At 69.4% G+C, this 25,451-nt stretch carries 22 protein-coding genes and 5 pseudogenes; 16 read left to right on the top strand and 11 right to left on the bottom strand.

The features are described 5' to 3' along the window. Positions 1-22 precede the first annotated feature (22 nt). From K4B79_RS44660 to K4B79_RS44635, 6 genes are read left to right on the top strand one after another with little or no spacing between them, the layout of a single operon-like run. Complete coding sequence (locus K4B79_RS44660; protein ID WP_232033193.1) at positions 23-1,843, top strand: acyl-CoA dehydrogenase family protein; 1,821 nt, start codon at positions 23-25, stop codon at positions 1,841-1,843. Beyond that, on the top strand, positions 1,840-2,898 hold the full coding sequence (locus tag K4B79_RS44655) for a 3-oxoacyl-ACP synthase III family protein (RefSeq protein ID WP_232033192.1): 1,059 nt from the start codon (positions 1,840-1,842) through the stop codon (positions 2,896-2,898). The genes K4B79_RS44660 and K4B79_RS44655 overlap by 4 nt, the downstream gene beginning before the upstream one ends. After that, positions 2,895-3,737: an SDR family NAD(P)-dependent oxidoreductase gene (locus tag K4B79_RS44650; RefSeq protein ID WP_232033191.1), complete on the top strand. Its 843-nt coding sequence runs from the start codon at positions 2,895-2,897 to the stop codon at positions 3,735-3,737. The genes K4B79_RS44655 and K4B79_RS44650 overlap by 4 nt, the downstream gene beginning before the upstream one ends. A gap of 8 nt (positions 3,738-3,745) precedes the next feature. Further along, positions 3,746-4,870 carry a beta-ketoacyl-ACP synthase III gene (locus tag K4B79_RS44645; protein WP_232033190.1) on the top strand — a complete coding sequence of 375 codons (1,125 nt, stop codon included), beginning with the start codon at positions 3,746-3,748 and terminating at the stop codon, positions 4,868-4,870. Then, a complete protein-coding gene (locus tag K4B79_RS44640) occupies positions 4,843-5,112 on the top strand; it encodes an acyl carrier protein (RefSeq protein WP_232033189.1) in 270 nt (89 codons plus the stop codon). Before K4B79_RS44645 ends, K4B79_RS44640 begins: the two co-directional genes overlap by 28 nt. Then, positions 5,109-6,323, top strand: coding sequence for a beta-ketoacyl-[acyl-carrier-protein] synthase family protein (locus tag K4B79_RS44635; protein WP_232033188.1), 1,215 nt, complete (start codon positions 5,109-5,111; stop codon positions 6,321-6,323). Before K4B79_RS44640 ends, K4B79_RS44635 begins: the two co-directional genes overlap by 4 nt. Before the next feature lie 148 nt (positions 6,324-6,471). Here the strand turns inward: K4B79_RS44635 and K4B79_RS44630 are convergent. Next, positions 6,472-7,108, bottom strand: a pseudogene (locus K4B79_RS44630) (transposase family protein); the annotation flags it as partial. Positions 7,109-7,116: 8 nt separating this feature from the next. Here K4B79_RS44630 and K4B79_RS44625 point away from each other — a divergent pair. Then, a pseudogene (locus tag K4B79_RS44625) lies at positions 7,117-7,603 on the top strand (IS5 family transposase); the annotation flags it as partial. Between the two features lie 23 nt (positions 7,604-7,626). On the opposite strand, the pseudogene K4B79_RS48890 reads toward K4B79_RS44625, so the two are convergent. The 6 genes and pseudogenes from K4B79_RS48890 to K4B79_RS44595 form a co-directional block, all read right to left on the bottom strand. Beyond that, positions 7,627-7,825: pseudogene (locus tag K4B79_RS48890) on the bottom strand (transposase); the annotation flags it as partial. Positions 7,826-8,016: 191 nt separating this feature from the next. Further along, positions 8,017-9,126 carry a PDR/VanB family oxidoreductase gene (locus K4B79_RS44615; protein WP_232033187.1) on the bottom strand — a complete coding sequence of 370 codons (1,110 nt, stop codon included), beginning with the start codon at positions 9,124-9,126 and terminating at the stop codon, positions 8,017-8,019. A 23-nt stretch (positions 9,127-9,149) separates the two neighbouring features. Then, positions 9,150-10,061, bottom strand: a complete 912-nt coding sequence (locus K4B79_RS44610; protein WP_232033186.1) for a metal-dependent hydrolase — start codon at positions 10,059-10,061, stop codon at positions 9,150-9,152. A 90-nt stretch (positions 10,062-10,151) separates the two neighbouring features. Beyond that, positions 10,152-11,075 (bottom strand): alpha/beta fold hydrolase, encoded by a 924-nt coding sequence (locus tag K4B79_RS44605; protein WP_232033185.1) that lies wholly within the window; start codon positions 11,073-11,075, stop codon positions 10,152-10,154. Further along, entirely contained in the window at positions 11,072-12,208 is a 1,137-nt protein-coding gene (locus K4B79_RS44600) for a hypothetical protein (protein WP_232033184.1), read from the bottom strand. The genes K4B79_RS44605 and K4B79_RS44600 overlap by 4 nt, the downstream gene beginning before the upstream one ends. A 4-nt stretch (positions 12,209-12,212) precedes the next feature. Next, positions 12,213-13,124, bottom strand: a complete 912-nt coding sequence (locus K4B79_RS44595) for an SDR family oxidoreductase (RefSeq protein WP_232033183.1) — start codon at positions 13,122-13,124, stop codon at positions 12,213-12,215. Positions 13,125-13,271: 147 nt separating this feature from the next. On the opposite strand from K4B79_RS44595, the gene K4B79_RS44590 reads away from it, so the two are divergent. From K4B79_RS44590 to K4B79_RS48800, 5 genes and pseudogenes are all read left to right on the top strand, one after another. Beyond that, positions 13,272-13,913 (top strand): TetR/AcrR family transcriptional regulator, encoded by a 642-nt coding sequence (locus tag K4B79_RS44590; RefSeq protein WP_232033182.1) that lies wholly within the window; start codon positions 13,272-13,274, stop codon positions 13,911-13,913. 986 nt (positions 13,914-14,899) lie between these two features. Then, a complete protein-coding gene (locus K4B79_RS44585; RefSeq protein WP_232033181.1) occupies positions 14,900-15,712 on the top strand; it encodes an oxidoreductase in 813 nt (270 codons plus the stop codon). Positions 15,713-15,777: 65 nt separating this feature from the next. Continuing rightward, on the top strand, positions 15,778-16,293 hold the full coding sequence (locus K4B79_RS44580; protein ID WP_232033180.1) for a nuclear transport factor 2 family protein: 516 nt from the start codon (positions 15,778-15,780) through the stop codon (positions 16,291-16,293). 207 nt (positions 16,294-16,500) lie between these two features. Further along, a complete protein-coding gene (locus K4B79_RS44575) occupies positions 16,501-17,658 on the top strand; it encodes a major royal jelly family protein (protein WP_232033179.1) in 1,158 nt (385 codons plus the stop codon). A 454-nt stretch (positions 17,659-18,112) separates the two neighbouring features. Further along, positions 18,113-19,410, top strand: a pseudogene (locus tag K4B79_RS48800) (SNG1 family protein). Between the two features lie 525 nt (positions 19,411-19,935). On the opposite strand, the gene K4B79_RS44555 reads toward K4B79_RS48800, so the two are convergent. Continuing rightward, on the bottom strand, positions 19,936-20,535 hold the full coding sequence (locus tag K4B79_RS44555) for a TetR/AcrR family transcriptional regulator (protein ID WP_232033176.1): 600 nt from the start codon (positions 20,533-20,535) through the stop codon (positions 19,936-19,938). A gap of 305 nt (positions 20,536-20,840) precedes the next feature. Between K4B79_RS44555 and K4B79_RS44550 the strand changes: the two genes are divergently transcribed. Together K4B79_RS44550 and K4B79_RS44545 are read left to right on the top strand one after the other, a co-directional pair. Further along, positions 20,841-21,119, top strand: a complete 279-nt coding sequence (locus K4B79_RS44550; protein ID WP_232033175.1) for a hypothetical protein — start codon at positions 20,841-20,843, stop codon at positions 21,117-21,119. Positions 21,120-21,270: 151 nt separating this feature from the next. Beyond that, complete coding sequence (locus tag K4B79_RS44545; protein ID WP_232033174.1) at positions 21,271-22,404, top strand: alpha/beta fold hydrolase; 1,134 nt, start codon at positions 21,271-21,273, stop codon at positions 22,402-22,404. On the opposite strand, the gene K4B79_RS44540 is transcribed toward K4B79_RS44545, so the two are convergent. Next, a complete protein-coding gene (locus tag K4B79_RS44540; protein WP_232033173.1) occupies positions 22,391-22,663 on the bottom strand; it encodes a 3-methyl-2-oxobutanoate hydroxymethyltransferase in 273 nt (90 codons plus the stop codon). The genes K4B79_RS44545 and K4B79_RS44540 overlap by 14 nt on opposite strands. Before the next feature lie 64 nt (positions 22,664-22,727). Between K4B79_RS44540 and K4B79_RS44535 the strand changes: the two genes are divergently transcribed. Then, on the top strand, positions 22,728-22,874 hold the full coding sequence (locus K4B79_RS44535; RefSeq protein ID WP_232033172.1) for a hypothetical protein: 147 nt from the start codon (positions 22,728-22,730) through the stop codon (positions 22,872-22,874). 539 nt (positions 22,875-23,413) lie between these two features. Here the strand turns inward: K4B79_RS44535 and K4B79_RS44530 are convergent. Together K4B79_RS44530 and K4B79_RS44525 are read right to left on the bottom strand one after the other, a co-directional pair. After that, on the bottom strand, positions 23,414-23,863 hold the full coding sequence (locus K4B79_RS44530; RefSeq protein ID WP_232033171.1) for a hypothetical protein: 450 nt from the start codon (positions 23,861-23,863) through the stop codon (positions 23,414-23,416). A 104-nt stretch (positions 23,864-23,967) separates the two neighbouring features. Next, a pseudogene (locus K4B79_RS44525) lies at positions 23,968-24,389 on the bottom strand (MerR family transcriptional regulator). Between the two features lie 55 nt (positions 24,390-24,444). Here K4B79_RS44525 and K4B79_RS44520 point away from each other — a divergent pair. Next, positions 24,445-25,416, top strand: a complete 972-nt coding sequence (locus K4B79_RS44520) for an SDR family NAD(P)-dependent oxidoreductase (protein ID WP_232033170.1) — start codon at positions 24,445-24,447, stop codon at positions 25,414-25,416. Positions 25,417-25,451 lie beyond the last annotated feature (35 nt).

Genomic DNA, 25,451 nt, shown 5'->3' with positions numbered 1-25,451 from the left:
TCCCCGTCCTGGAGGACCAGCGATGCCCCTAGCGTCCCTGCCGACCGCCACCCGCGACGAGATCCAGCGGCTCGTCCACGGCCCCTGCGACGCCGCCTTCCTCTCCGACCTGCACCAGGCCCTCACCGCCGACGTCCCGGCCGACGTCGGAGGCAGACAACTGCTGCACCGTTTACGCCTGTTGGGCGAGACATTGCCCTACGACCTCTTCGACGATCCGGCGCGGCTGACCACCGCCCACGCCTGGGCAGCGGTCACCGACCCCTCCCTCTGCCTGGCGGCACTCGTCCACCACCTGCTCTGCCTGGGATCCATCACCCAACTCGGCGACGGATCCGGCGACGTGATGTCCCGGGTCAAGGCCCTGCGGTCCGGCCGGGCCAAAGGCGTCTACCTGATCACCGAGGCCGGCGGGGCCAACAGTCACCTCGCGACCCGGACCCGGGCCGAACTCGACCCGTCCACCGGCGAGTTCGTCCTGCACACCCCGGACGCGCGGGCCGCCAAGTTCGGCAGCGCCGGAACCCTGGACGTACCGCAGACGGCGGTGGTCCTCGCACGGCTGGTCACCGAAGGCACCGATCGCGGGGTCTTCGCATTCGTCGCCGATCTCACCGACGACGAGGGGCTGCTGCCCGGCATCGAGGTCTCCTCCCCCATCGGCCTGGGCGCGCTGCCCCTCGACTACGTCCAGGTCCGCTTTCACCATCTCCGGCTGCCCCACACCCACTGGCTCGCCGATGGCGCCGGCATCGCCCCCGACGGCACCTTCCACGACCCCGCAGGATTCGCAGAGCGGCGCCTGCAACGCACCCTGCGCGTGGGCCAAGGGCTGTGGGCGACCATGCCGGCGGTCGCGGCCGCCACCAGCCGCCAGTCCGCCGTCCAAGCCGTCACCTACGCGCAAGGGCGAAGCACCCAGGGAAAGTTGGCGCCAGGGGTGCCGTTGCTCACGTACCGGACCCAGCAGCGTGCCGTGCTGGGCGCGCTCGCCGACGCGTTCGCCCTGACCTGTGCCGCTCGGGGCGCGCGCGCCCTGTGGGAGGAGTCCCGCGCGAGCCCCTCGGACCGCAACGGTCCGGAGATGAGCTTCACCCCGTGGACCGCCGTCAACCAGCCACTGGCCGCGTACAAGGCCGCAGCGGTCCGGCTGGCCGCCCGCGTCACGGCCGAATGCCAGCGCCGCTGCGGCTTCTCCGGACACCTGGATGTGAACCGGCTGGGCGCGTACCACGGCTTCCACCATGCTTTCGACGCGGCCGGCGGGGACAGCCAGCTCATCTTCTACGACATCGGACGCGCCCTTGTCGAAGGCCAAGGTGCCGGGCGGGAAGCAGAGCCCCCGCCGCCGGCCGACACACCGCCCACGTCTGCGCACTGGTGGCCTGCGGTCGTACGACGCCACCAATACGGCCTGACCCGGCACCTCACTCAGCGATTGCGCGCCGCAGAGGCAGGCACTCCGTTCGACGCATGGAACCCGCTGCTGGAGGACGCCGGTCTCCTCGGTGAGATCTATGCGAACGCGCTCGTGGCCAAGGACGTCACCCGCGTTCTTGCCGGAACCCGTGACCGCGACCTGGTCCGCTCCCTGCGGCCGCTGGCGGCCCTGCACGGTGTCGCGGCGGCCCGCCGCTGGTCGGGTTCCCTGCTTGCTCTCGAAACGCTGCGCCCGGCGGACATTCAGGCGCTGTCCGCCGTCTCTGACCGGCTGTGTGACGAGGTGCGGCCCCATCTTCCGCTGCTGACCGAGGTGTTCGCCCACCCCGACGACATCGCGCCGGTGGACCGCGACCCCGCCTCGCCCACCACGCTCACCTGGACACGAGGAGGAACGGCATGACGGGCGAGCGCCGCATCGGGGTCCTCGGCATGGGCACCCACCTGCCGCCCACCGTGCGCACCAACGCCGAGGTGGCCCGGGATGCCGGGGTGACGGCGGAGTGGATCAGCGAACGCACCGGAGTGCTCAAACGCCACGTGGCCGCGCCCGACGAGGCCGCCTCGGATCTGGCGGCGCACGCGGTCCGCGCGGCGGCCGAGGCCGCCGGCATCGATGTGACCGACATCGGGCTGCTGGTCTGCGGCACCTCCACCCCCGATGAACTGGGGCCCTCGACCGCCTGCCGGATCCAGACGGCGGTGGGCGCCGCCCACGCGGTTGCCCTCGACGTCGCCGCCGCCTGCTCCGGTTGGCTGTTCGCGGCCAAAGTGGCGCACGACTGGTTGCGCGGCAACGAGGAGATCCGGTACGCGGTCGTGGTCGGCGTCGAGGCGTACTCCAAGTTCCTCGACCCGGCCGACCGGGGAACCGCGGTCCTGTTCGCCGACGGAGCCGCCGCTGCCGTCCTGGGGCCGGTACCGGCTGGACTGGGCTTCACACACTTCAGCCTCGGCTCCGACGGTGCCCTCGCAGACCGTGTCCTGATCCCGGCCGGCGGCAGCCGCCGCCCGGCCAGCGCGGCCACCCTCGGCGACCGCGCCCATTGCATCCGTATGGACGGCCGCACCATCGGCCGGTTCATCACCGATGTCTTCCCCCGGCTCATCACCGACGCCCTCGACCGTGGCGGGCTGGGCATCCAGGACATCGACTGCGTCGTCGCCCACCAGCCCAACCCCGTCCTGCTCAGGAGGATCGGCGCCGACCTCGGTATCCCTGCCGACCGTCTGGTGGTCGTCGGCGACGAGGTCGGCAACATCGGCGCCGCCAGCGCACCCTACGCACTCGCCCGCGCCGCCGCCGGACACCGACTGCGGGCCGGCGACCGCGTCCTGCTGGCCGTCTTCGGCGCCGGTATGACCTGGGGCAGCGCCCTCCTCACCTGGAGCGGAGCGCCCGCCCTCACCTCGACACACCCCGCTGCACGTCCCGCATCAGAAGGAGTGCTCCCATGAACGCCTTGGACCTGTTCCGCCTGGACGGCGCACGCGCGCTGGTGACCGGCGCCTCCCGCGGCATCGGCAAAGCCGTCGCCGAGGGCCTCGCCGACGCGGGCTGCGACCTGGCGGTCACCGCCCGCACCCTGCCCGCGCTCGACAACACCCTCAAGGCCGTGGAGGACCGGGGACGCAAGGCGGTGGCCCTCGACGGGAACCTCGCCGTACCGGGCGTGGCGGCCGACATGGTGGACCGGGCGGCTGCCGCGCTGGGCGGCCTCGACGTGATCGTGCACAATGCGGGCACCCTGCCCACGGCCGAGGACGGCGCCCCCCTGCTGGCACCGCTCCAACACGCTCGCCAGCAGGACTGGGACACCGTCGTCACCGTCAACCTCAACGCCACCGCCGCCCTGTGCCGGGCCGCCCACCCGCACTTGGCCGACTCCGGCCGCGCCAGCCTGATCCTGATGTCCTCCGTCGCCGGACTCGTCGGCACCCCCATGATGGAGGCGTACGCCGCCACCAAGGCCGCGCAACTCTCCCTCACCCGCAGCCTCGCGGTCGGCTGGGCCCGCCGGGGAATCCGAGTCAACGCCCTGTGCCCCGGCTGGACCCGCACGGACATGACCGCGTTCGCCAGCGAGACCGGCCCACTGTCCAACTGGCTCACCAGCCACGTCCCGATGGGCCGCTGGGCAGACGCGGACGAGGTCGTCGGCGCCACGCTCTTCCTCGCCTCCCCGGCCGCGTCGTTCGTCACCGGGCACGCACTCGTCGTCGACGGCGGACTCGCAGTACCGGACGGCGGCCTGGCCGGCCACCCCAAGCCCGCCTCCCCCTTCGCCACCACATGAACTCCCGCATGCCCGACAGCAGTTCCGGCCTCCGGCACACCACCGTCGTCGTCACCGGTATCGGCGCCTGCCTCCCGCGACGCGTCGTCGACAACGACACGGTCATCGCGCGCGGCGCCCTGCGCACCGACGACACCTGGATCCGCGACCGCACCGGCATCGCGCGCCGCCGCCACGCCGAGCCCGGCACCAGCACCGGCGACCTCGCGGTCGGCGCCGGACGGGCGGCGCTCGCTTCCGCCGGCGACCTGCGCCCCGACATGCTGCTGCTCGCCACCACCACACCCGATCACCCCTGCCCTGCCACCGCCCCCGCCGTGGCCCACCGACTGGGTCTGGGCACCATTCCCTCCTTCGACCTCGCGGCCGTCTGTTCGGGCTTCCTGTACGCGCTGGCCACGGCGGCCGCATTCATCCGCAGCGGCGCCTGCACCACCGCCCTGGTGATCGGAGCCGACGCCTACACCACCATCGTCGCTCCCACCGACCGCGCGACCGCGCCGATCTTCGGCGACGGCGCCGGAGCGGTCCTGCTGCGCCCCGGCATCCCGGACGAACCCGGGGCCCTGAGCACCACCGACCTCGGCGCGGACGGCAGCGGCAGCGACCTCATCACCGTCCCGCACGGCGGCTCCCGCCACCCACAGCACCTGCCGCCCTCGGCCCCGGAGGACCGCCACTTCCAGATGCAGGGCCGTGCGGTCTACGCCCACGCCGTACGCCGTATGACGCAGTCCGCCGGCTCGGCACTCCGGCAAGCCGGCTGGGCGCCGGACACCGTACGGGCCTTCGTCGGCCACCAGGCCAACCAGCGCATCCTGGACTCCGTCGCGGACCGCCTGGGCATCGCGTCCGCCCACCGGTTCGGCAACATCCGCGACCTCGGCAACACCGCGGCCGCCTCCATCCCCCTCGTCCTGGCCGACCCGGCCGTGCACCAGGCCGTCGCGCCCGGCGCGCGCTCACTGCTGACCGCCTTCGGCGGCGGGCTGACATGGGCCTCCGTCGCCCTGCACTGGCCCAGCGCCGTCCCCCACACCGAAGCACCGCCCACCGACCTGGACACCACCCCCCTGTGCACCCCCGACCTCTCAAGGAGCCACCCGTGGACCGCGTCTACGACCGCCTCGTGACCCTCCTCAACAACAAGTTCGAAGTCGACCCCGACCGCATCACCCCGGAGGCCACCCTCGGCGCTCTCGAACTGGACTCCCTCGCCGTGGTGGAGCTCTACGTCACCCTCCAGGAGGAGTGGCAGATCCCGCTCGACGACTCCGGCGCCTCCGGCGAGCTCACCGTCACCGACGTGGCCCGCGCGGTGACCGCACTCCTGGACGCGGGCGAACCGGCCCCGGGACACCAGGCCGTGCAGTGAAGGACGAGGTCGCCGTCACCGGCGTCGGACTCGTGACGCCCGGCGGCATCGGCGCCCCGGCCACCTGGGAGACGGTGTGTGCCGGCAGACCCACCGCGCACCCCGATCCCGTCCTGAGCGACCTGCCGGTGGCCATGTCCTGCCGCGTACCCGCCCTTCCATCCGGCCGGGGCCGCCTGTGGCGCTACGACCGCGGCACCCGGTTCCTGCTGACCGCGGCCCGGGAAGCCCTGGGCGCGGCCGGCCTGAACCCGGCCGACTGGGACCCGGCCCGGGTGGCCGTGGTCATCGGCACCGCGGCCGGCGGCATCGACACCCTCGAAACCCAGCATCACAAGCTCCTCACCATCGGGCCCGCCGCCCTGTCGCCCCTCACCATGCCCGCCTTCCTCCCCAACATGGCGGCCGGTCATCTCGCCCTGGACCTCGGCGTCACCGGCCCCTCCCTGCAGACCTCCACAGCCTGCGCCTCCGGCGCCACCGCCCTCATCACCGCCTGCCTGCTCCTGGAAGCCGGGGCGTGTGACATCGCCCTCGCGGGCGGCACCGACGCCATGGTCACCCCCCTGTGTACCGCCGCCTTCGCCAAAATGGGCGCATTGTCCCGACGCAACCACGACCCCGCCCGCGCCTCCCGTCCCTTCGACAAGGACCGCGACGGCTTCGTCCTGGGCGAAGGATCCGGCGTGCTCGTCCTCGAACGCAGACACCACGCGGATGCCCGCGCCGCCCGCACACTGGCCCGTCTCGCCGGCCACGGCAGCACCAGCGACGCCCACCACGCAACGGCCCCGCACCCCGAAGGAGTGGGCCTGCGAGCGGCGACCCTGACCGCCCTGGCCCACGCCGGGGCCGGCCCCGACGACGTCGACCACATCAACGCCCACGGCACCAGCACCCCGCTCAACGACAGCGTGGAGGCCACGGTGATCCGCGACCTCTACCCCCGTCGGCCCCCCTCCGTCACCTCTGCCAAAGGAGCCCTTGGACACACCATGGGAGCCGCCGGCGCCATCGAGGCCGCCCTCACCGTCCTGACGATCGCCCACGGCACCATGCCACCCACTGCCAACTTCACCGCTCCCGACGACGCCACCACCGGCATCGACATCATCGCCCCGCTCCCCCGCCCCCACCCCGTCCGCCTGGCCCTCAGCCATTCCCTGGGCTTCGGAGGCCACAACACCGTGCTGGCCTTCACCGACCCGTGACCACGTCCTCGCGGGGCCGGGCCCAGCCACCGCTCACTCTCCCGAGCCCAGTCGATCATGAGCACGATGCCGAGCGGCTGCACGAAGCCCTGGCGCAACGGCCGTCCCAAACCTCTGAAGGCTGGAAGCGTGGGCCAGTGAGCCTCTTTCATCCTGAATAGTCGCAGGTCAAGAGTGCGTGGATGACTTGGACGACGGTGCCGATACGCCGGTTGGATCATCGAGCTCGCCGTAACAGTCGCCAGGGCTCCAGCTGCGCGAAGGCGCGTTCGCCGGGAGCCCGCAGCCGCGCGTGGTCATGGTCGCAGTCCTGGTAGTGCTCGGGCTGTTCGTGGTGGCGGTAGTAGGGGGACGGTGGCGCCGGCGCCCCGGTAGGCCCGGTCGGCGAGGACGAGGGTCTGTCGGGTCAGGCCCGCTTGGATGATGCCGTCCTTGCGGTGCTTCTGTGAGTAGTACGGCTCATCCGCTTTGATGCGGTCGGTCGCGATGAGCGTCCCGTCGACGATGACGAAGTCCCCCTCGCCCAGCCCTACCAGGGCCTCGTGCAGGCCCGGCGCCCAGGCGGCCAGGACCTCAAGCGTCTCGTTGGCGTCGCGCCCGGCTGTCGCCTCCGACACCCCGGACCCGTCGCAGGCCTGTGCGAACGTCTCGTTCTTCCGAAAGCGGGCCAGTGTCAGCAGGGCCTGGTCGAAGCAACTCAACTTCCGTCACAGTGAGCGAAGTTCACGCCTTCGGGTCTAGATGAGCCAGGAGACATGCTCGACCAGCACGTACGGGACGTCGAGCTTGGAAGGATTCCGTCAGCGTCCGCGCCCTCAAAGCGGGCAGCTGACGGGACCGAATCCGACCGACCGAGGCAAGAAGGGATCGAAAATCCACCTCATCGTCGACCGCCGGGGCCTGCCCCTGTCGCTTGGCATCTCCGCCGCCAACCTTCACGACAGCCAGGCACTCATCTCGCTGGTCTGCGGCATCCCGCCCATCCGCTCCCACCGCGGGCCGCGACGCCGACGGCCCGGCAAACTGCACGGAGCCAAGGGCTACGACTACCGGCACCTGCGACGACGGCTGTCCTCCCGCGGCATCCGGCACCGCATCGCCCGCAAGGGCACCGAGTCATCCCAGCGGCTGGGCCGGCACCGCTGGGTCGTCGAGCGGACCGTGTCTGACTGTCCGGCTGCCGACGTCTCCACCGCCGCTATGAGCGAAAGCCAGAACACTTCCTCGCCTTCACCGCCATCGCCGCAACCCTCATATGTCACCGCAGACTCACCAACTGAAATGACGTCTTATACCTTGACGACACCGGCTGGGCCCGGTGCCTGTTGCGGTAGTTCCCCCGGCCACCCGCGGCCCGCTCACCGGGCTCGTGCCCCAGATGATCAGTGAGCTCGCCCTCCAGCGCCGATTCCAGCACCCGCTTGGTCAGCTGTTGCAGGAGGCCGTCCCCCGGTGAGCTTCGCGCCACCGGCCTGAGCCCGCGCAACCAACTCGGCGACCAACCGTCATCCACGGCCCTCGCCCCCCTCACAGCAGCCTTCCCGGCCCCTCGGTGTCACTCGTCACGTCAGTCATCAACTGCCGCTTCCAGCTCAAGAGTTACACCGCTCACCGTGCAGACCTCTCTGACGGCGTCGGCAAGAGGGCCGGAGGGCGTCATGCAAGACTTCCTCGACGGGCGCTCGGCCATCGCTCACACTTCCAGCACCAACCGCTGTCCTTCCGGTGCACGTGAGACACAGGGCAGCATGGCGCCGGCCGCTCGTTCGGTGGCGGTGAGCCGGCGGTCACGGTGATCGACGTGGCCCTGGGCCACCCGTACCTGGCAGGTGCCGCAGAACCCCTGGCGGCAGGAGAAGGGCAGGTCCGGCAGGGCCTCGTGGAGAACATCCAGGGCGGAGCGGTCGTGCGGCACCGGCAGTACCCGTCCGGTGCCGCCCAGCTGAAGTTCGAAGGGACGGCCGTCCGTGATCGGGGGCGGGGCGAAACGCTCGAAGTGCAGGGCTGACGCGCGGCTGTCACCGAACGCGCGCCGAACGCCGTCGATCATGGGCGCGGGGCCGCAGCAGTACACCGCACCCTCCGCCGGGCTCAAGTTCAACAGATCGGCTGTTTCTGGCGCGCTGAACTCGTCGTCAGGACGGATGGAGACCCTGCTGGGGGCTGCGGCCGCGAGTTCGGCCAGTTCTGCCGCGAAAGGCATCGAGGCGCGGCTGCGGCCGGTGTGCACGAGTCGCCAGTCCAGCCCGCGGCGGGCGGCTTCTCGGGCCATCGGCAGGATGGGGGTGATGCCGATGCCGCCTGCGATGAACAGGATGGATGCCTCGGCGGCGAAGGGGAAGGCGTTCCGGGGCCCGGTGACGGCGACCCGCATACTGTCTGTGAGGGCGTCGTGTACCTCGGCCGAACCGCCTTGGCCGTTGGCGATGCGGCGCACCGCGATGCGGTACCGGTACCGGTCGGCGGGGTCGCCGCACAGTGAGTACTGCCGCTTGCGGCCGGAGGGCAGGTGCAGTTCGATGTGGGCGCCGGGCTGCCAGGGCGGGAGTATCGCCCCGTCGGGTGCTGCCAGCCGCAGGGAGACGACGTCCTCGGCCTCTTGGTGCTTGGCAGCGACCACCAGTTCCCGGATCACGGGCATCTCGGTGGCTGGCGGGCGCCTGGGAGGAGTGTGAGGAGTGGTGCGCCGCGCGAGGCGTGTGACTGCGTGGTCGCTCAAAGCCGCCAGCTTCTGCATGAAGGAGTCGCTGCGCGGCCTGCCGTACAGGTCCGGTGGCCGGGTGACAGGTGTGATGGTGTTCATGGGATGCCTTGCTGGTTGCCGGGTCACTGGGCAGCCGCTCGGGCAGCGGGGGACGCCGCCAGGTAGGCGACCGCCAGTTGGGTCGAGCCCTCTTGCGTCGGGTGGTAGCCGGGGCGGAAGTAGCGCAGCACCGAGCGGGTGAACGCGCCCGGCGGGGGCAACAGGTCCTTGCGGGTCGCGGCCAGGTAGTCGCGGAAGCGGACCTTGATCCGGTCGTCGAGTTCGGGGTCGGCGGCCATCAGGAAGCGGACTCCGCGGATCCACAGCCGGGTCAGCGCCGGAGCGGTGACGAGCATGCCGACCACTCGGCGTCGGTACCGGGGGTCGAGGTGCACCAGCAGGTCGAACGCGACCGAGCGGTGTTCGACCTCCTCCGCGCCGTGCCAGCGGAACAGATCGAGCATGGCGGGGTCCGCGCCGGCCTGGTCCAGGTGCTCGTTGCTGAGAATCCAGTGACCCATGTACGCGGTGAAGTGCTCAAAGGCCGCTATGAGGGCGAGCCGTTGGAGGAGGTGCGCGTGTGCGGCGGCCAGCGTCAGCTCCGGCCGGTCTCCGAGCACCCTTCGGAAGATCCATTCGGACTGCAGGGTGTACGGGGCCGGGTCCAGCCCTTTGGTGAGCAGGTGCTCGAGGACCTCCTGGTGCGCCTCGGCGTGCATCGCCTCCTGGCCGATGAAGCCGCGTACGTCCTCGCGCAGCCGGTCGTCGGTGATCAGTGGCAGTGCCTGCTCGAAGGTGCGCACGAACCAGCGTTCTAGTTCGGGGAGCATGAGGTGGAGCACATCGATGGTGTGGGTCGCGAAGGGCTCACCCGGCAGCCAGTGCAGCGGGGTGGCGCTCCAGTGGAAGGTGACGTCCCGGGGTCGCAGCACCAGGTCGTGGTGGTCGATGGGCTCGGGCGGACTCTCCCGGTGGGCATGTGCGGCTCGGAACATGACAGGTTCCTCCGGCGTCAGCGATCGAAGTTTGGAAAGGGGCGGTCAGGCAGCCGTCCAGTACTGCCGGCCTGTTGGTCTGTTGGTCTGTCAGATCGGGTGCGTGGTGTGGTCCGGGCTGCGGTCGGAGCTGTCTTCGGTGCGGTGGGCGAATTCTGCGATCCGGGACGCGACCTCCTCGGGGTGGCTGAGCTGTACCCAGTGCCCGGCGTCGATCGGGCGCCGTTGTATCTGGCGCGTCCAGTGCTCCACTCCGTACGACAGCACCGGGGTGACGCAGAAGTCGCGCGTGGGGATGATCAGTTGGACCGGGACGGTGGTTGGCCGGCCCCGGGGACGCAGCAGGCGGGGCAGCATGTTGGCGCGGTAGAGCGCGGTGCCGGACACGGCGTCGCGGGCCAGCGTCGGCGCGGGGTAGGCGGTGTGTCCGGGCATGCCCTGGGAGCCGGTGAGGAAGGCGCGCCAGCGGTGTCCCAGTGCTCTCCAGGTCAGGGCGGGCAGCAGCGGAAGGTGGAAGAAGGCGACGTACCAGGACCGTACGCCCTGCCACAGCATCTTCGGCAGATCCGGATGCCGCGGGCGGACGCGGGCACGGATCAGGTGGCCGACGTGGTCCAGGCAGGGTCCGGAGATGGAGGTGAACGAGGCGATCCGCCCGGCCAGGCGGGTGCCGGTGACCGACTCCCAGGAGTGGATCGATCCCCAGTCGTGTCCGACCAGGTGCACCGGGCGGTCGGGGCTCACGGCGTCGAGAACCGCCTCCAGGTCGGCTTCCAGGCGGGACATCCGGTAGGCGCGCAGACCCCTGGGACGGTGGGAGGCACCGGCTCCCCGCACGTCGAAGGCGGTGACGTGGAAGCGGTCGGCCAGGCGCTCGGCGACGGGGCGCCACACGGCGCTGGTGTCCGGATAGCCGTGGACCAGCACCACCGGAGGAGCCGTGGGCGCTCCCCATTGGTAGGCGGCCAACTCCACGCCGTCAGCGGCGATCCGGCGGGCGGCCGGGCCGGTCATCGGCCACCCCCGGCTGGGGTCAGTTCGCCGTAGTTCAGACCGCCGTGGATGAAGCTGGGCAGCACCGGCCACTGCCGTTTGAAGGGGGCCAGCTCCGAGGAGGGCAGGATCTGCAGCCAGCGCGGATCGCGCCGGCTGGGGTCGGCGAGGGTCTTCTCCTTGACCATGGAGTCGTACTGGTCGAGAGAGTCCTCCAGGGTGTTGGCGTTGGGCACCACCTCACGGCCGTAGAACGCGGCGTGGCGGCGCACCCCGGGGATGCGGGAGAGCTCGGGCTGCCAGTTGTCGGCCGAGATTCCGTTCTCGGAGGAGACCCACACCCCGTCGGGGGTGTTCAGTACCAGGGAGTGGTTGCCGTCCGTATGGCCGGGGGTCCACAGCAGGCTGACGCCGACGCCGAGTTCGACATCGCCGTCGAAGGCGGTGATGCGCTCGTCCGGTACGCCGTCCATGCCTCCGTCGACGTACCAGGCCCACTGCATCGGATGCACGGATTGGAAGGTGCCCAGCTCCCTGCGGTGCACCAACAACCGGGCGCGCGGGAACAGCGCTTCGCGGGGCGCCCGTTCGCCGGGAATGGTGCTGGTACTTCCCATGATCATGCGCACGTCCTGGACGTGCAGGTGGTCGAAGCTGACGAAGTCCACGTCCTCGGGTCGCAGACCGCAGGAGGGCAGGACGGTGTTCGGGTCGTGGTAGTAGCGGGCGAAGACGTGCTCGGTGAGGAAGTCCCCCGCCAGACGCTTGAGCTGGGCGTAGAACGGTGCTTGAGCCGTTCCGGCGGCGACGGTCGGCTCCCACACCAGTGTTTTCGGCTCACCGTCGAAGCCGTCGAACTGCACGACGAGCATGCGGTTGACGATGCTCACGAACGGGTTGACGGCGAGCGCGGCGCCGTGGAAGCCGAACCGGGTCGGGTACGGGGCGGCGGCGATGTCGAAAGTGCGGACGGCGTGGATGCGGCCCTGCTGGACGAACCGCTCGCGGTACGTGGCCGCGGCGCGGCGCACGGCGTGCAGCCGGTCACCGCGGGGCCATACGTCGTGGACACCTTCGAATTCGGGGATGGGACGCGGAGCGGCGGCGTCCTGGGCCTTCTTCGCGCTGGGCGCCGGCTTGGGCGTGGTGGTCACGGTCTCATCCTTCGGGATGGCGGGCGGTCCGGGTGCGCTGCTCGTAGGCCGCGCGGACCGACCGGTCGGACAGGGCGGCGAGCTGGTCGGGGACAAGGAGGTGATGCAGGGCGTCGCGGGCACGGCCCGGGAGCAGCGCGGCCAACCGGGTCAGGGCGGCTACCTGGCGTGGGATGAACACCTCGAACCGCGGGCGCAGCACGACGTCGAGCACCGCGTCGGCCACCTGATCCGTCGTCAGGCGTCGGGTGGGGCCGGTCGCGGTGCCCACGGCCAGCTCGGTGTCCACGACGCCGGGCATCACCAAGGACACGTGCACGCCGGTGCCGCGCAGTTCGGCGCGGACGGCTGTGCTGTAGCCGTGGAGGGCGTGCTTCGTCGCCGCGTAGGTCGCCTCGCCGGCCGGGGCGACCTTGCTGGCGGCGGAGGCGATGTTCACCACGTGGCCGCGACCGCGTTTCCGCATCCCCGGGATCACGAGTTTCATCCCACGCAGTACGCCGTGGACGTTGATGTCGAACTGGCGCAGGGCGGCTTCCTCCGGTTCCTCCTCGAAGGGGCCCACCCACATGATTCCGGCGTTGTTGATCAGTACGTCGACCGGCCCCAGCTGGGTCTCGACGGTGCGCAGGAAGTCTTTGAAGGAATGGGTGTCGGTGACGTCGAGAGACAGCCCGAGCAGTCGGCCACCGGGATGCGCGCCGATGGCACCAGCCGTCTCCGTGGCGAGCTCCGCGTCGAGATCGCCGATCGCCACGGCGGCTCCGGCCGCGGCGAGCCGCGCTGCCACGGCACGCCCGATCCCGCGCCCCGCCCCGGTGACAGCGATCACTTTGCCGGTCAGCGGCTGTGTGTGGGGGAGCCTGTCGCGGTTTCTCCGGCTGAACGGGTACGGGTCTTTGGGCGGTGCTGCCACGGTCGAGCCCCTTTCTTGCCCTGAGCACGGAACGCCGAGCGGAAAGCGGCCTCACGCGTGTCTGACACGTCACCGTGTCAGATGAACTGACAAGCTAGAGTGTCAGTTCGGAGCACACCGGTGTCAACACCTCTGCGAAGGGGAGAAATGACCGGCACACAGACCGCCGGGCGGCGCTACGGCGGACGCGACGCGGCGCAACGACAGCAGGAGCGCCGCACCCGCCTCCTCCAGGCGGGCCTCGACCTGTTCGGCACGGCCGGATATGCCTCGGTCTCCGTCAAGCAGGTGTGCTCGCACGCCGGACTGACCGAGCGCTACTTCTACGAGTCCTTCCGCGACCGCGAAGACCTTCTCGCCGGGGTCTACAACGAGCTGATCACTACGATCCAAGCCGAAACCGCGCAGGCCGCAGCCGCTGCCGCACCCGATGTCGACGCCCAACTGCGCGCCGGCCTTGAGGTGTTCATCCGCGCACTGGCCGGCGACGCCCGCACGGCCCGCCTGGTGCTCATCGAGGTCGTGGGCGCCAGCCCCCGCCTCGAAGTACGGCGCCGTGAGGTCCTGCACGAATTCGCCGCAATGGTCGCCGTCGTCGTCGGACCGCTCCCCGCCTCGGATGCCCTCTCCAACCGGCTCACCATGACCGCGATGAGCCTGGTCGGCGGAGTCAACGAACTCCTCGTGGACTGGACGCTCGGCCACCAGAACGCCACCGTCGAAGAACTGATCGACCTGTGTCACACCCTGTACATCGCGGCCTACCGGACCATCAGCGACCAGTCCTGATCACGCAGCCCCGGATTCCCTCAGGAGCTTTGCGCACCGGACGGCAGTCCACGCCCCCCCTGCTCACCAGCCCGGCGCACTCGCACTCGGCGGCCCAGTTTCGATCAGGCAAGCTGACGGGAAACATTGCGCAATGAACGCAGGTGCGGCGCACCTGCCGACTGTCGGACGGGTTCCATGCGCATCATCCGCCCGGAAGCGACGCAAAAGCGATCGGACTGAGCGGCCGCGAACCATGACGACAGTGTTGCATCGCGGGAGCTGATCGCGCTCACCGGCGACAAGGGCTGCTGTGGGCTCGGCGGCCCGGCCCGGAAGCACCTCGTAGATCACCGCCTGCCGTCACGACCGGCTCACCGTCAGGCTGCGGGCGGCCGGCCTCGGAGCCATCGCCGACCTGGGATTCGTCGGGCTCGACGACAGCGGTCCCGACGCCGATCCGGCGGTGATCACCGGCTACAGGGCCGCCCGGAACCTGGCCGCTGATGCGCGGGCAGAAGCTGTCCAACAAGGCCCTTGCTGCAGCACGGGGGCCGCTGGAGTACGGCTTCGCCCACCTGAAGAACTGAGGGCGCGGGAGGCCGCTCGTGCCTGTCATCCTTTCGCCCACGCTCTCGAACGCCAGGCAGGCGTTTTCCGTGCTCCGCGTCAAGGCGGCGGCGATCGTCTTCTCGCCCGGGAGGAGTCGGAAGGGGTACAGCTGCGTGACACCGTCCCGCTTGGCAATCGCCTCGGCAGGGGTGTCTTAGTAGCCCTTGAGCGCGAACTCGCGATCGCGACGCGGGGATGACGCTCTCGCGTATGTCCTGCCTGACCATCCGGCCCGTGCCGCCATGCCGGCGGGCGCCGGAAAGCCCCACCTGAAGCCGGCCGGCGGCGCGAGCCGGGATCAGTTCCGTGCTTGAGCTTGCGCAATGTAAACCGATCACTTTACAGTGAGACCCAGAGGAAACCGGTCGGTTTCCAGATGGCTTCGGGAGTGCAAGATGACGACAAATCGGCCGGTTGCCCTGGTGACGGGCGCATCCTCCGGCATCGGGAAGGAAACCGCGCTCGCGCTGGTCGCGGCGGGTTTCGAGGTGGCCGGCACGGGCCGTGACACCGCGCGGGTCGCCCCGCTGGGCGGGGTGACGTTCTTCGACCTCGACGTGGTCAGCGACAAGTCGGTGGCTGCCGTGGTCCAGCAGGTGATCGCGCGGTTCGGGCGGATCGACGTCCTGGTCAACAACGCCGGCATCGGCTCGATCGGCGCGGCCGAGGAAACCTCCCTCACTCAGGCCCAGGGCGTCTTCGACATCAACGTCTTCGGCGTCATGCGCATGGTGAGGGAGGTCCTGCCGCACATGCGATCCCGCGGACGCGGCCGCATCATCAACCTCTCCTCCGTGCAGGGCTTCATCCCCGCCCCCTACATGGCCGTCTACGGCGCGTCCAAGCACGCGATCGAGGGCTACTCCCAGTCCCTGGACCACGAGGTCCGGGTGTACGGCGTCCGCTCGCTCATTGTCGAACCCGCTTACACCAACACCGGGTTCGAGGCCAACAGCACGAAGCCCGACTCGCCCCTGCCGGTCTACGCGGACCAGCGGCAGGTCTTCGACCGCCTGATGGAGGAGGCGATCAAGGCCGGCGACCACCCCGCCGTCGTCGCCAAGGCGATCGTCACGGCAGCGACCGACAAGAAGCCGAAACTGCGCTACGCCGCCGGCCCCATGGCCGGACGCGCACGCATGCTCCGCTTCGTTCCCGCCTGGGCCCTGGACAAGCAGGTCCGCACGATGAACAAGCTCGCCGGCTGACACCCGCCACCCGCGCATCCCGCCACCCACAAACCCGTTCGCGCCGTTGATACCGGGAGAGCCCTGTGTCCGAGACCCTGCAATCCGCCGCCGCCACCACCGTGGCGCGCTGGCGCTCCGCCGAGGAACGCGGTGATGTCGACGCCGCGGTCGCGTGCCTGAGCCCGGATGTCGTGCTCAGCTCGCCGCTCACCGATCAGTTCCGCTTCGAGGGATCCGACCAGCTGCGCGACTTCCTGACCGTGGCGTTCAAGGCGGTCAAGGACGTCCACTACCACACCCAGACCGGCGAGGGCGACACGTACGCCCTGGTCTACCGGGCGCGGGTGGGTTCCCAGTCGTTCGAGGAGGTGCAGCTGCTGCGGCTCGACGACCAAGCACGCATCACGGAGATCACGCTCTTCGGGCGTCCGATGCCGGCCCTCACCGCCCTGATGCACCTCATGGGCCCGGCGCTGGCCCGCCAACAGGGCCGCCGGGGCCTTGCGACGCTCATCAGCGTCAGCACCATCCCCATACACGCGATGGTCTCCTCGGGGGACCGCAGCATGGTCGCGAAGACCCGCCCAGCAGCCCGGTAGACCTGAGAGCACCGGGTCCACCGGCCGTTTGACCCCGTTCTCCTTCCAGGAGTTGGTGGTAGCCGCAGGCGATGTCCTCGGCAGACAGCGCTCCTGATGGCGGCCTCCACCGGCCACGGCAGTGTCCGGCCAATCCCCCCCACGCGCCGAGGTGCTGCGGCAACTCGCCGCACCTTCCAGCAACTTGACCCAGCAGGAGACGCTCCCATGAAGCGACGTACGTTCCTTACGGCGACCACCGCGTCGCTGGCTGCCACCCAACTCGCCGGACCCGCCTACGCCTCCGCCTCCCCCGCCGGTTCAACAGCCGGTCACTACGAGGTGGTTGCCCACTTCTGGGGCGCGATGCCGACGGGTGTCACCGTCTCGCGCCGCGGCCGCATCTTCGTCAACTTCCCCCGCTGGGGCGACGACGTCCCGTTCACCGTCGCCGAACTGCGCGGCGGGAAACCGGTGGCCTACCCCGACGCCGAGGTGAACCGCCAGGACGCCTCCGACCTGGCCGGGCACTTCCAGTCGGTGCAGAGCGTCGTCGTCGACGCGGCCGACCGGCTATGGATCCTCGATACCGGAAGCCCGCTGTTCGCCGGGTCCTCCTACGGCGGCCCCAAACTCGTGGCCGTCGACCTGCGCACCGACCGCATCGTACGGAAGATCCTCCTCCCGCCCGAGGTGGTGCCGGCCAACAGCTATCCCAACGACGTCCGCTTCGACCTGCGGCGTGGCGCCGAAGGCATGGCCTTCATCACTGACTCGGGCGGCTCCAACGGCATCATCGTGGTCGACCTCGCCACCGGCCGCTCCTGGCGGCGACTGACCGGGCACCCTTCGGCACTCCCGGACCCGGACTTCGTTCCGGTCATCGATGGCCAGCCCTTCATGGTCCGCCCCGCGGGCGGCGAGCCCACCTCCTACGAGACCGGCTCCGACGGCATCGCTCTCAGCGCCGACGGCACGCGCCTCTACTACTGCCCGCTCTCCAGCCGCCGGCTGCACAGCGTGTCCACCGACGCCCTCGCCGACCCGGACGCCACGGACGCCGAGGTGGCAGCGACGGTCGAGGACCTCGGGTTCAAGCCGATGGCCGACGGCCTGGAGAGCGACGACAAGGGGCGGCTCTACGGCGGCGACCTGGAACACAACGCCATCTGGCGCAGAAGCCCGAACGGCACCTACCGGACCCTCGCCCAGGGGGGCGACCTGAACTGGATCGACACCCTGTCCATCGCCTCGGACCGGCACCTGTACGCCACCGCCAACCAGCTCGACCGGCTAGCGCCCTTCCACGAGGGCCAGGACCTGCGCCGCAAGCCCTATCTCCTGGTCCGCCTGCCGATCGACGCCGGCCCGGTCAGGCTCGTGTGACCTCTCCGGCTCGCGTCAGGCGGCCGCCTGGCCGCCGTCCCGGTGCGCACCCCAGCAGTGCAGCGGTCGGCCCCGCCCCGGGCGCGGACCCGGTCGAGGCAGGGCTTGCCGGTCTAGTGCGCTGCAGGGCTTGCGCGACCTGAAGTGAGCCGCTCCCCTCACGGTTCGAAGCGACCCGATGACCAGGAGTGGCGTCGACACGCCGCTTCGCGGCGCTGCTGGGAGGCGGGCCAGCGCCTCGACCTGGAATCCGTAAACCGGTCGGTTTGCTAATGGGTCTGAAACCGGCCGGTTTCATCAGCCGGAGTCCCGGTCGGGGTGCTGAATCCGCACCTCGGGTTCCGCGTCGGAGGCGGTGTGTTCGGAGATTCAACGTTCCGAGGATCGCCGGCCCGCAATGAAGCTGTCCGCCCTTCTCTGGATACGAGTGTGTTGTCCGAGACCGGAGTAAGTCATGAGTGGGATTCACCCGTTCCGCGTCCTGCGTGCCAAACCCCTGTGGATCGCCAACGGCGTCATCACCGGCGTACTCGCGCTGCTGTTCACCGTGTTCTACGTCGGGGCCAACATCGATCCCGTCGATCACATGAAGAACCTGCCCGTCGGCCTGGTCAACGCCGACAAGGGGGCCGCCGTCGGCGGCGAGCAGGTCAACCTGGGCGCTCGGATCACCGAGTCGATCAAGAAGTCCACCGCGAGCGGGGACAAGATCGACTGGAAGGTGATGGACGAGAAGGAGATGAAGGAGGAACTCGGCAAGGGCAAGCTGTACGGCGCGCTCGTCGTTCCCGCCGACTTCACCTCCGCCACCACCGCGCTCACCAGCGCCACGACCACTGGGACCCCGACACGTCCGACACTGACGGTGCTGACCAACCAGTCCGCCGGCAGCGTGGGCTCCAGCCTGGCCCGGACGGCGACGACACAGACGGCCGAAAGCGCCTCGCTCCAGGTGGGCAGGGAACTCACGGCCCAGGGCGGGACCGGGCAGGCGAAACTGCCCGCCGCGGCACGCGTCCTGCTGGCCGACCCGGCCGCCGTCACCGTCGAGGACGGCCATCCCTCGATGCGCACAGCGGCCTGGGCCTGACAGCGTTCTACTACGCACTCACCCTCGTGGTCGTCGTCATGCTCTCCGCCAACGTCATCAGCGGCCAGGTCGACCACGCCCTCGGCTACACCCACAACGACATGGGCCCGCTGCGCCTGCACCGCCCGCTGATCAGGGCGACCCGGGTGCAGACCCTCGCCATCAGCAGCACTCTCATGGCCGGTCTGTCGCTGCTGATGGGGAGCCTGGTCATGGCGGGCGCGGTCGGCGTCATGGGGATGCACGCCGCCCATCTGCCGCTGCTGTGGCTGTACTCAGTGTGCGCCATCGCCGTCTCCGGGATCGGCGCGCTCACCCTGCTCGCGGTCTTCGGCACACCCGGCATGCTGGTGGTCACGCTGGTCTTCATCGGGATGGCGGTGCCCACGGCCGGGGCCACCACCCCCCTCCAGGCCCTGCCCGGCTTCTACCGCTTCCTGGCGGAGTTCGAACCGCTGCGGCAGATCACCGGCGGCATCCGTTCCATCCTCTACTACGACGCCCAGGCCGACGCCGGCCTGACCCGGGGCTGGGTCATGATGGCCGCCACCCTCGCGGCAGCCGCCCTCTTCGGCTTCGGCATGCTCGGGTGGTACGACCGCAAGGGGCTCCATCGCATCCCCGCCGAGACGGAGCCCGAGAAGACCGCTGCCCCGGCGTAGCGGAATGCGGCTCACCCAGGACGGGGCCATTGCGCGGGGGTGGCCCCGGTGTGCGTCGCCCCGTGGGGACGAGAGGCGCGCACCATCAGGGCTCGGCGACGGCCTCTCCCCCAAGACCGTCGCCGAGGCGATCGTCGCGGCGGCCACCGACGTCAAACCGAAGCCGCGCTACACCGCCAGCCCCACGGCCGGACGCGCGCGCCTACTGCGCCGCGTTGCCCCCGCCCAGGTTTTCGACAAGCAGATCCACAAGATGAACTCGAAGGGGCGCGATCAGTTTTCGTCGCAGAGGCGGGCAAGTCCCGAACCCCCCATCACTACTAGGAGTACGGGGGCTTTCCCGCGCGACACCGAAGGGCAGCACACGCAGATTCCCGCGACCTCAGTCTTCACCCGAGCGCCGGAAGTGCGTTCTTCACAGTCAGTTGAGGGGCGCGACTGGCAGCCCAAAAACAACGCTAACCGCTGCGGCCATTGATCCCGGCTCGCGTCGAAGATGCGGGGGGGGTGATCTTCAGCTGGGGGTCAGTTCGGGGCCAGCGGGATGGCCTGGTCGATCAGCATTTCCGCGACCTCGTGGGCGTCCCGGAAGGGCTGGGTGTCATTGAGTGAGGTGGACAGCGCGCGGGCTCCGTCGAACAGCAGCGCCAGGCGGCGGGCGAGGGTTTCCGGATCGGGGGCGCCTGCTTCGGCGGCAAGCCCAGCCAGGCGGTAGGTGAATGCTTGCTTGTGCTGTTGGACCAGTTCTGCTACGTCGGGCATGGTGCCTGCACCCTCGACGACGGCGTTGTGGAACACGCATCCGCGATATACCGCGCCCGGGCTGGTCGGGGGTTCGCGGAACAAGGCGAGCAGGCGTTGCCGCGGATCGACGTCGTCGCGGGTCAGTTGCGCCACGGCGGGCACCGGCGGCTCGGCCCTGAAGCGTCCCAGATAGGCGGCGACGATGGCCTCCTTGCTGGGGAAGTGCTGGTACAGGGTGCGGCTGGACACGTGGGCCACTTCAGCGAGCCGGGCGACGCCGGTGGCGTGAATGCCGTCTCGCGAGAACAGTTCCGCCGCGGCGCGCAGGATGCGCTCCCGTGCGCCACGTCCACCCCGGTGGATCGTCTCGGTGCTGGTCACCACTCAAGTATAGCGGCCGCTTTACTTCGGACCGGTCACCGGACACGATAAAGTACAGTGATCGATTTACTTTGGAGGGCGGTGTCATGCGATACCTGTCCTTCGGCCGCGGCAACGGCCTGCGCGTCTCGGAATATGGAACGCGGTGACGCCGCGGCCGCGTGCTCGAGGGCGGACGTCGTACTCGTCCCGCCGCTCACCGAACAGTTCCACTTCGACAGACCCGGCCTGCTGCGAGATTTCCTGGCCTCCGAGTTCACAGAGGTCGAGGACATCCACCTCCACACCCAGACCGAGGACAACGCGTGCGCGGTGCTCCACAACGCGCGGGAAGGACCCAGCCGTTCGAGGAGGCGCAGCTGCTGCGACTCGACCACGAGGCACACATCAAGGAGATCACGCTCTTCGGGCGTCCGATGCCGGCCCTCACCGCGATGATGATCACCCTGGGGCCGGACCTCACTCTCCGGCAGGGCCGCCGAAGCCTCACTGCGCGCCAGCGCCGCGCCGCGCACGCGCTGGTCACCTTCAGGGACCGCAGCGTGGTCCCGCCGCCCCGGCCGGGAGCCCGGCGATCTCGATGATCCAGCGGCGGATCTCTGACTCGCCGGGGCGATGACCCTGGCTCCGGAATCCTTCCCTTGAGTATGCAACCAGGAAAGTAGGAGAAAGATGTCGACACGCTCACGCGCAAATCACGGAAAGAAAGGTCTCATACGGCACAGGACTGGCCGTGTGGCCATCGCTGTCACCGCTCTAGCACTGTGCGCGTTGCTTCAAGGTTGTGCTGGTTCCACGCGGTCAGCCACCGAGCCCCGGGCTGCTGCAGGCACGGCGGCAAGTGGGGCACCGTCGCCCCAGTCCGGTGTGACGACTCCCCGCGAAGGGGACGCCACTGTCGCTAACTACAAGTTCCGGGACGGCGAAACAATCGATCAGCTGAAACTCCATTACACCCTACTCGGCGAACCACATAAAAATCACAAGGGCGTGGTCGATAACGCTATCTTGCTCCTTCACTGGACGGGCGCGAGCAGCAAGGCCCTCTTGACACCGGAGTTTCAGCAGTCACTTTTCGCGCCAGGGGCGCCATTTGATGTGACACGTTATCTGGTTATCATTTCCGACGCGATCGGGCACGGCCAGTCGAGCAAGCCGAGCGATGGACCCAGGAGTAGATTCCCTCACTATGGGTACGGCGACATGGTCGATCCCCAACACAAGCTCGTCACGGAGACACTCGGCATTTCGCATCTGCGCGCAGTCGTGGGGATGTCCATGGGCTGCATGAACGCCTGGCAGTGGGCAGAATCTTACCCATCCGCGATGGACGGGATCATGCCAGTGGCGTGCTTCCCAGCGCCGATCAACGGACGGAACCTGCTGTGGCGAAAAATCATCGTCGATCAAATAAAATCCGACCCAACCTGGAAAGGAGGAAACTACCAACAACAGCCACCTGCGGCGGCTACTGCCAGCTTTGCGCGCATGATGATCGACGGTGTCTCGCACCTGCAAGAAGAAGTAACCACACCCGGGCAGGCTGACCAGTTTATCCAGGCCGTCAAAGCGCAATCCTCCGGCGGTGACGCCAATGACCTCATCTACTCGTTGGAGGCGTCCCAAGATTTCAACGACGAGCCTCACCTAGGGAATATAACGGCCAAGGTGTATGCAGTGAACTTTGCCGACGACGAATTCTACCGCGACAGCCTAGGTATCCTGCAGCGAGGCATGACCAAGGTGCAGCACGGAAGATACGTCGTACGCCCGACCACAGACGATTCAACGGGACACTTGTCTATGACACATCCAGCCCTGTGGAAAGACAAGGCGCAAACCTTCACGAAGTGGCTCAACGCCAACTGAGCCATGCTCCAAAACGGGCCAGCACCATCTCGATCAGCACAGCGAACGCACCGGCCGCCTCCAATGCCTTCCCCGCGGACACCAGCCCCTGCGCGTCCTCACCGTGCCTCTGCACCCGGTAGCCCAATGCTGTGTTCGGACTGCGGGTGAACCCGATGCGCGCCATCACCGGGATCCCGGACCGGGTCAACAGCTCCACCTGCGACACCATCTCCTCGCCGCCCTCCAGCTTCACCGCGTGCGCGCCCGCCTCCTTCATGAACCGCACTGCCGTGTGGAAGCGCTGCTCCGCTGACCCCTCGTAGACCGACGCGGGCCGACCGATGCGCGCCCTCGACCTCTGCCAGGCCCTCGACCTGCCGATCCTCCCGAAGAACACCGAAGGCATCCGCTCCAAACTGAAACGCCTGGTCAGCCGGGACATCCTCATCGAACCCGAACCCGACCTGTTCGCCCACCCCGACGCCTGACGGCCATCCCCCACCCGCGACCAGCGAGCCTTCCCCCAACCTCAACCACGAAACGGACAAGAGCCCACGTTCCACACTCTCAGACCCCGGGATGAGAGAGGCCCCACCACCTGTACCGGCCCTCCGCCCACAGCCTCCTGATCTCCGGCTGCGTCATTGGTGGCACCTCCTGGACGACAGCCTGGACTGACCCACCAATCGCCTGTCCAGCCGCACAGTCGACTGGCGGCCAGGCCTTCGCGAGCAGCTGCACCGGCGGCATGCTCAGCGCCGCCCGGCCCGAGCGCCCCTTCCTGCCGAGGCACCCTGGAAACTAAGCCTCACTACTCACCATGCGTGCCACCGCTTCCATCCGCCCCAGTCCAGGATGGTCCAGAACTCGACCTTCCCTCACGAGTTCCGGGGCTCCTGCGTGCGGGATGCGGTTTGTGGGAGATGGCCCCATCCAGCGGCGGCTGTCACGTTGTTCAGCCGGCTCCGCCACAGATCTTGGGGAGCGGTCGCGGAGCGTCACCGGGCAGGACGATGCGCCGCTGTGCTCACACCTGTTCCTGGTAGACCCTGATTTCCGTGAGCTGGAAGTTGCGGACGATCGTCCAGAATTCGTGAAGCCCGAGGCCGTCGGCCCAGCCGGTGAGTTCCTCGTCGGTGTCGTGGAAGAACCAGGACTCGAAGTGCCCCAGCGCCCGAAGTTGAGGGACGGGTTCGTACCGAAGTTCACAGTGGAGCTGAATGTAATGATCATGCCCGCCTGAGGCATTGTTGACCTCGAACTGCCGGGCAAAGTCCAGCGTGAAGGCGGGCGGCCCATCGAAGGCGTAGGTCCCGTACTGGCAGAGCAGACCATCCGCGTCGGGGGTGTTCGCGGTGTCGAAGCGTTGTGAGCCGAAGCGCACGAACCTCAGCCACACCTCGTCCAACCCCATTTCGGCGAGAGGCTGTCGTCCAGGGCTCAGTTCATGTCGAAGTCGCTCCTCGGCCTGCTCCATGGGCGGTCTCCTCGACATTCCTGTCCTTCCGCGTCTCGAGGGAATGTGAAGTCTCGCGGTGCTCTTCTCAACCCGTCACAGTTGCTGGCGCTGCCGGTGAGAGTTCAGGTCGTGGGGTCCCAGAGTCCTTCGGCCTTGCCGCGGGCGAGGTGGTCGGCGTAGACGCCGACCTTCCAGGTGATGACGGACCGGCACTCCTCGAGTGCCTGGATCTGTGCGTCGACGCGCCGCCGGTGGGCTTCGAGGAGCTGCAGACGTTCCGCCTCGTTGCCCGGCCGTGCCGCACCAACTCGGCGAACTGCTTGAGGTCGGCCAGCGGCATCCCGGATTCCCGCAGCTTGACGCAGATCAGCAGCCAGTCGACGTCGAGCGCGCTGTACCGTCGCCGGCCTCCGGAGGTTCGCCGGACCGGTCCGACGAGCAGTCCCTCGCGCTCGTAGAAGCGCAGCGCGTGCACGCTGAGTCCGGTCTGTTCGGCCACGTCGCCGATGCTCAGTGGCGTTGCGGGAGTCTCGATGCCGACCATGCGTCGCAGTCTAGGACTTGATCTAGACCTCGCTCTAGATCGTAGCTTCGACGGCATGACCAGCATTGATCAGCAGCCGCTCGGCTCGCCCTTCTCCGCCACCAGCACTGCCCAGGACGTCACCGCGGGCCTCGACCTGTCCGGCACGAGCGCCGTGGTGACCGGGGGCTACTCCGGGCTCGGCCTGGAAACCACGCGTAGCCTCGCGGCCGCCGGAGCCCGTGTCATCGTTCCGGCGCGCCGCCCCGGCATCGCGCGGGCCGCACTCGCGAAGGTGAAGGGCTGCGAGGTCGTCCCCATGGACCTGACCGACCTCGCCGGCGTGCGGGCCGCCGCCGCACACATCCGCGACTCCCTGGCCAGGCTCGATCTGCTCATGGCCGTCGCCGGAGTCATGGCCACTCCCGAACGGCGCGTGGGACCCGGCTGGGAGGGCCAGCTCGCCGCCAACCACTTCGGGCACTTCGTCCTCGCCTGCGAGCTCTACCCGCTCCTGGCCGCCGCCGACGGTGCACGCGTCGTGGTCAACAGCTCCGCCGGCCACACCCTGACCGACATCCGCTGGCACGACCCGCACTTCCGCACCGGCTACGACAAGTGGCTGGCCTACGGCCAGGCCAAGACCGCCAACGCCCTCTTCGCCGTACACCTCGACACGCTCGGGCGCGGCGACGGCGTCCGGGCCTTCTCGCTTCATCCAGGCAAGATCATCACCGGGTTGCAGCGGGAAATGACACTCCAAGAACAGATCGACCGCGGGTGGGTGGACGAGCACGGCAACGTGACCGCCACCGACTTCAAGACCCCCTCCCAGGGCGCCGCCACCGGCCTGTGGGCCGCCACCTCCCCTCTCCTCGCCGACTGTGGCGGCCTCTACCTGCAGGACTGCGACATCGCCGGCGTCTCCGCCCCAGAAGCGTCCATGGACGACGGCGGGGTCCGCGCCTACGCCATCGATCCCGACGCGGCCGCACGGCTGTGGGACCTGTCCATCGCCGCGACCGGCACCGCCCCGATCACCCGATGACGCGGAAGCGGTGCCGCGGCGCGCCGCGCCGGCCG

Source organism: Streptomyces lincolnensis (genome assembly GCF_021173675.1).
In the GTDB taxonomy this organism is placed as follows: domain Bacteria; phylum Actinomycetota; class Actinomycetes; order Streptomycetales; family Streptomycetaceae; genus Streptomyces; species Streptomyces lincolnensis_B.
Note: the sequence above shows the minus strand (reverse complement) of the source record. Positions and strands in the feature narration are given on the sequence as shown.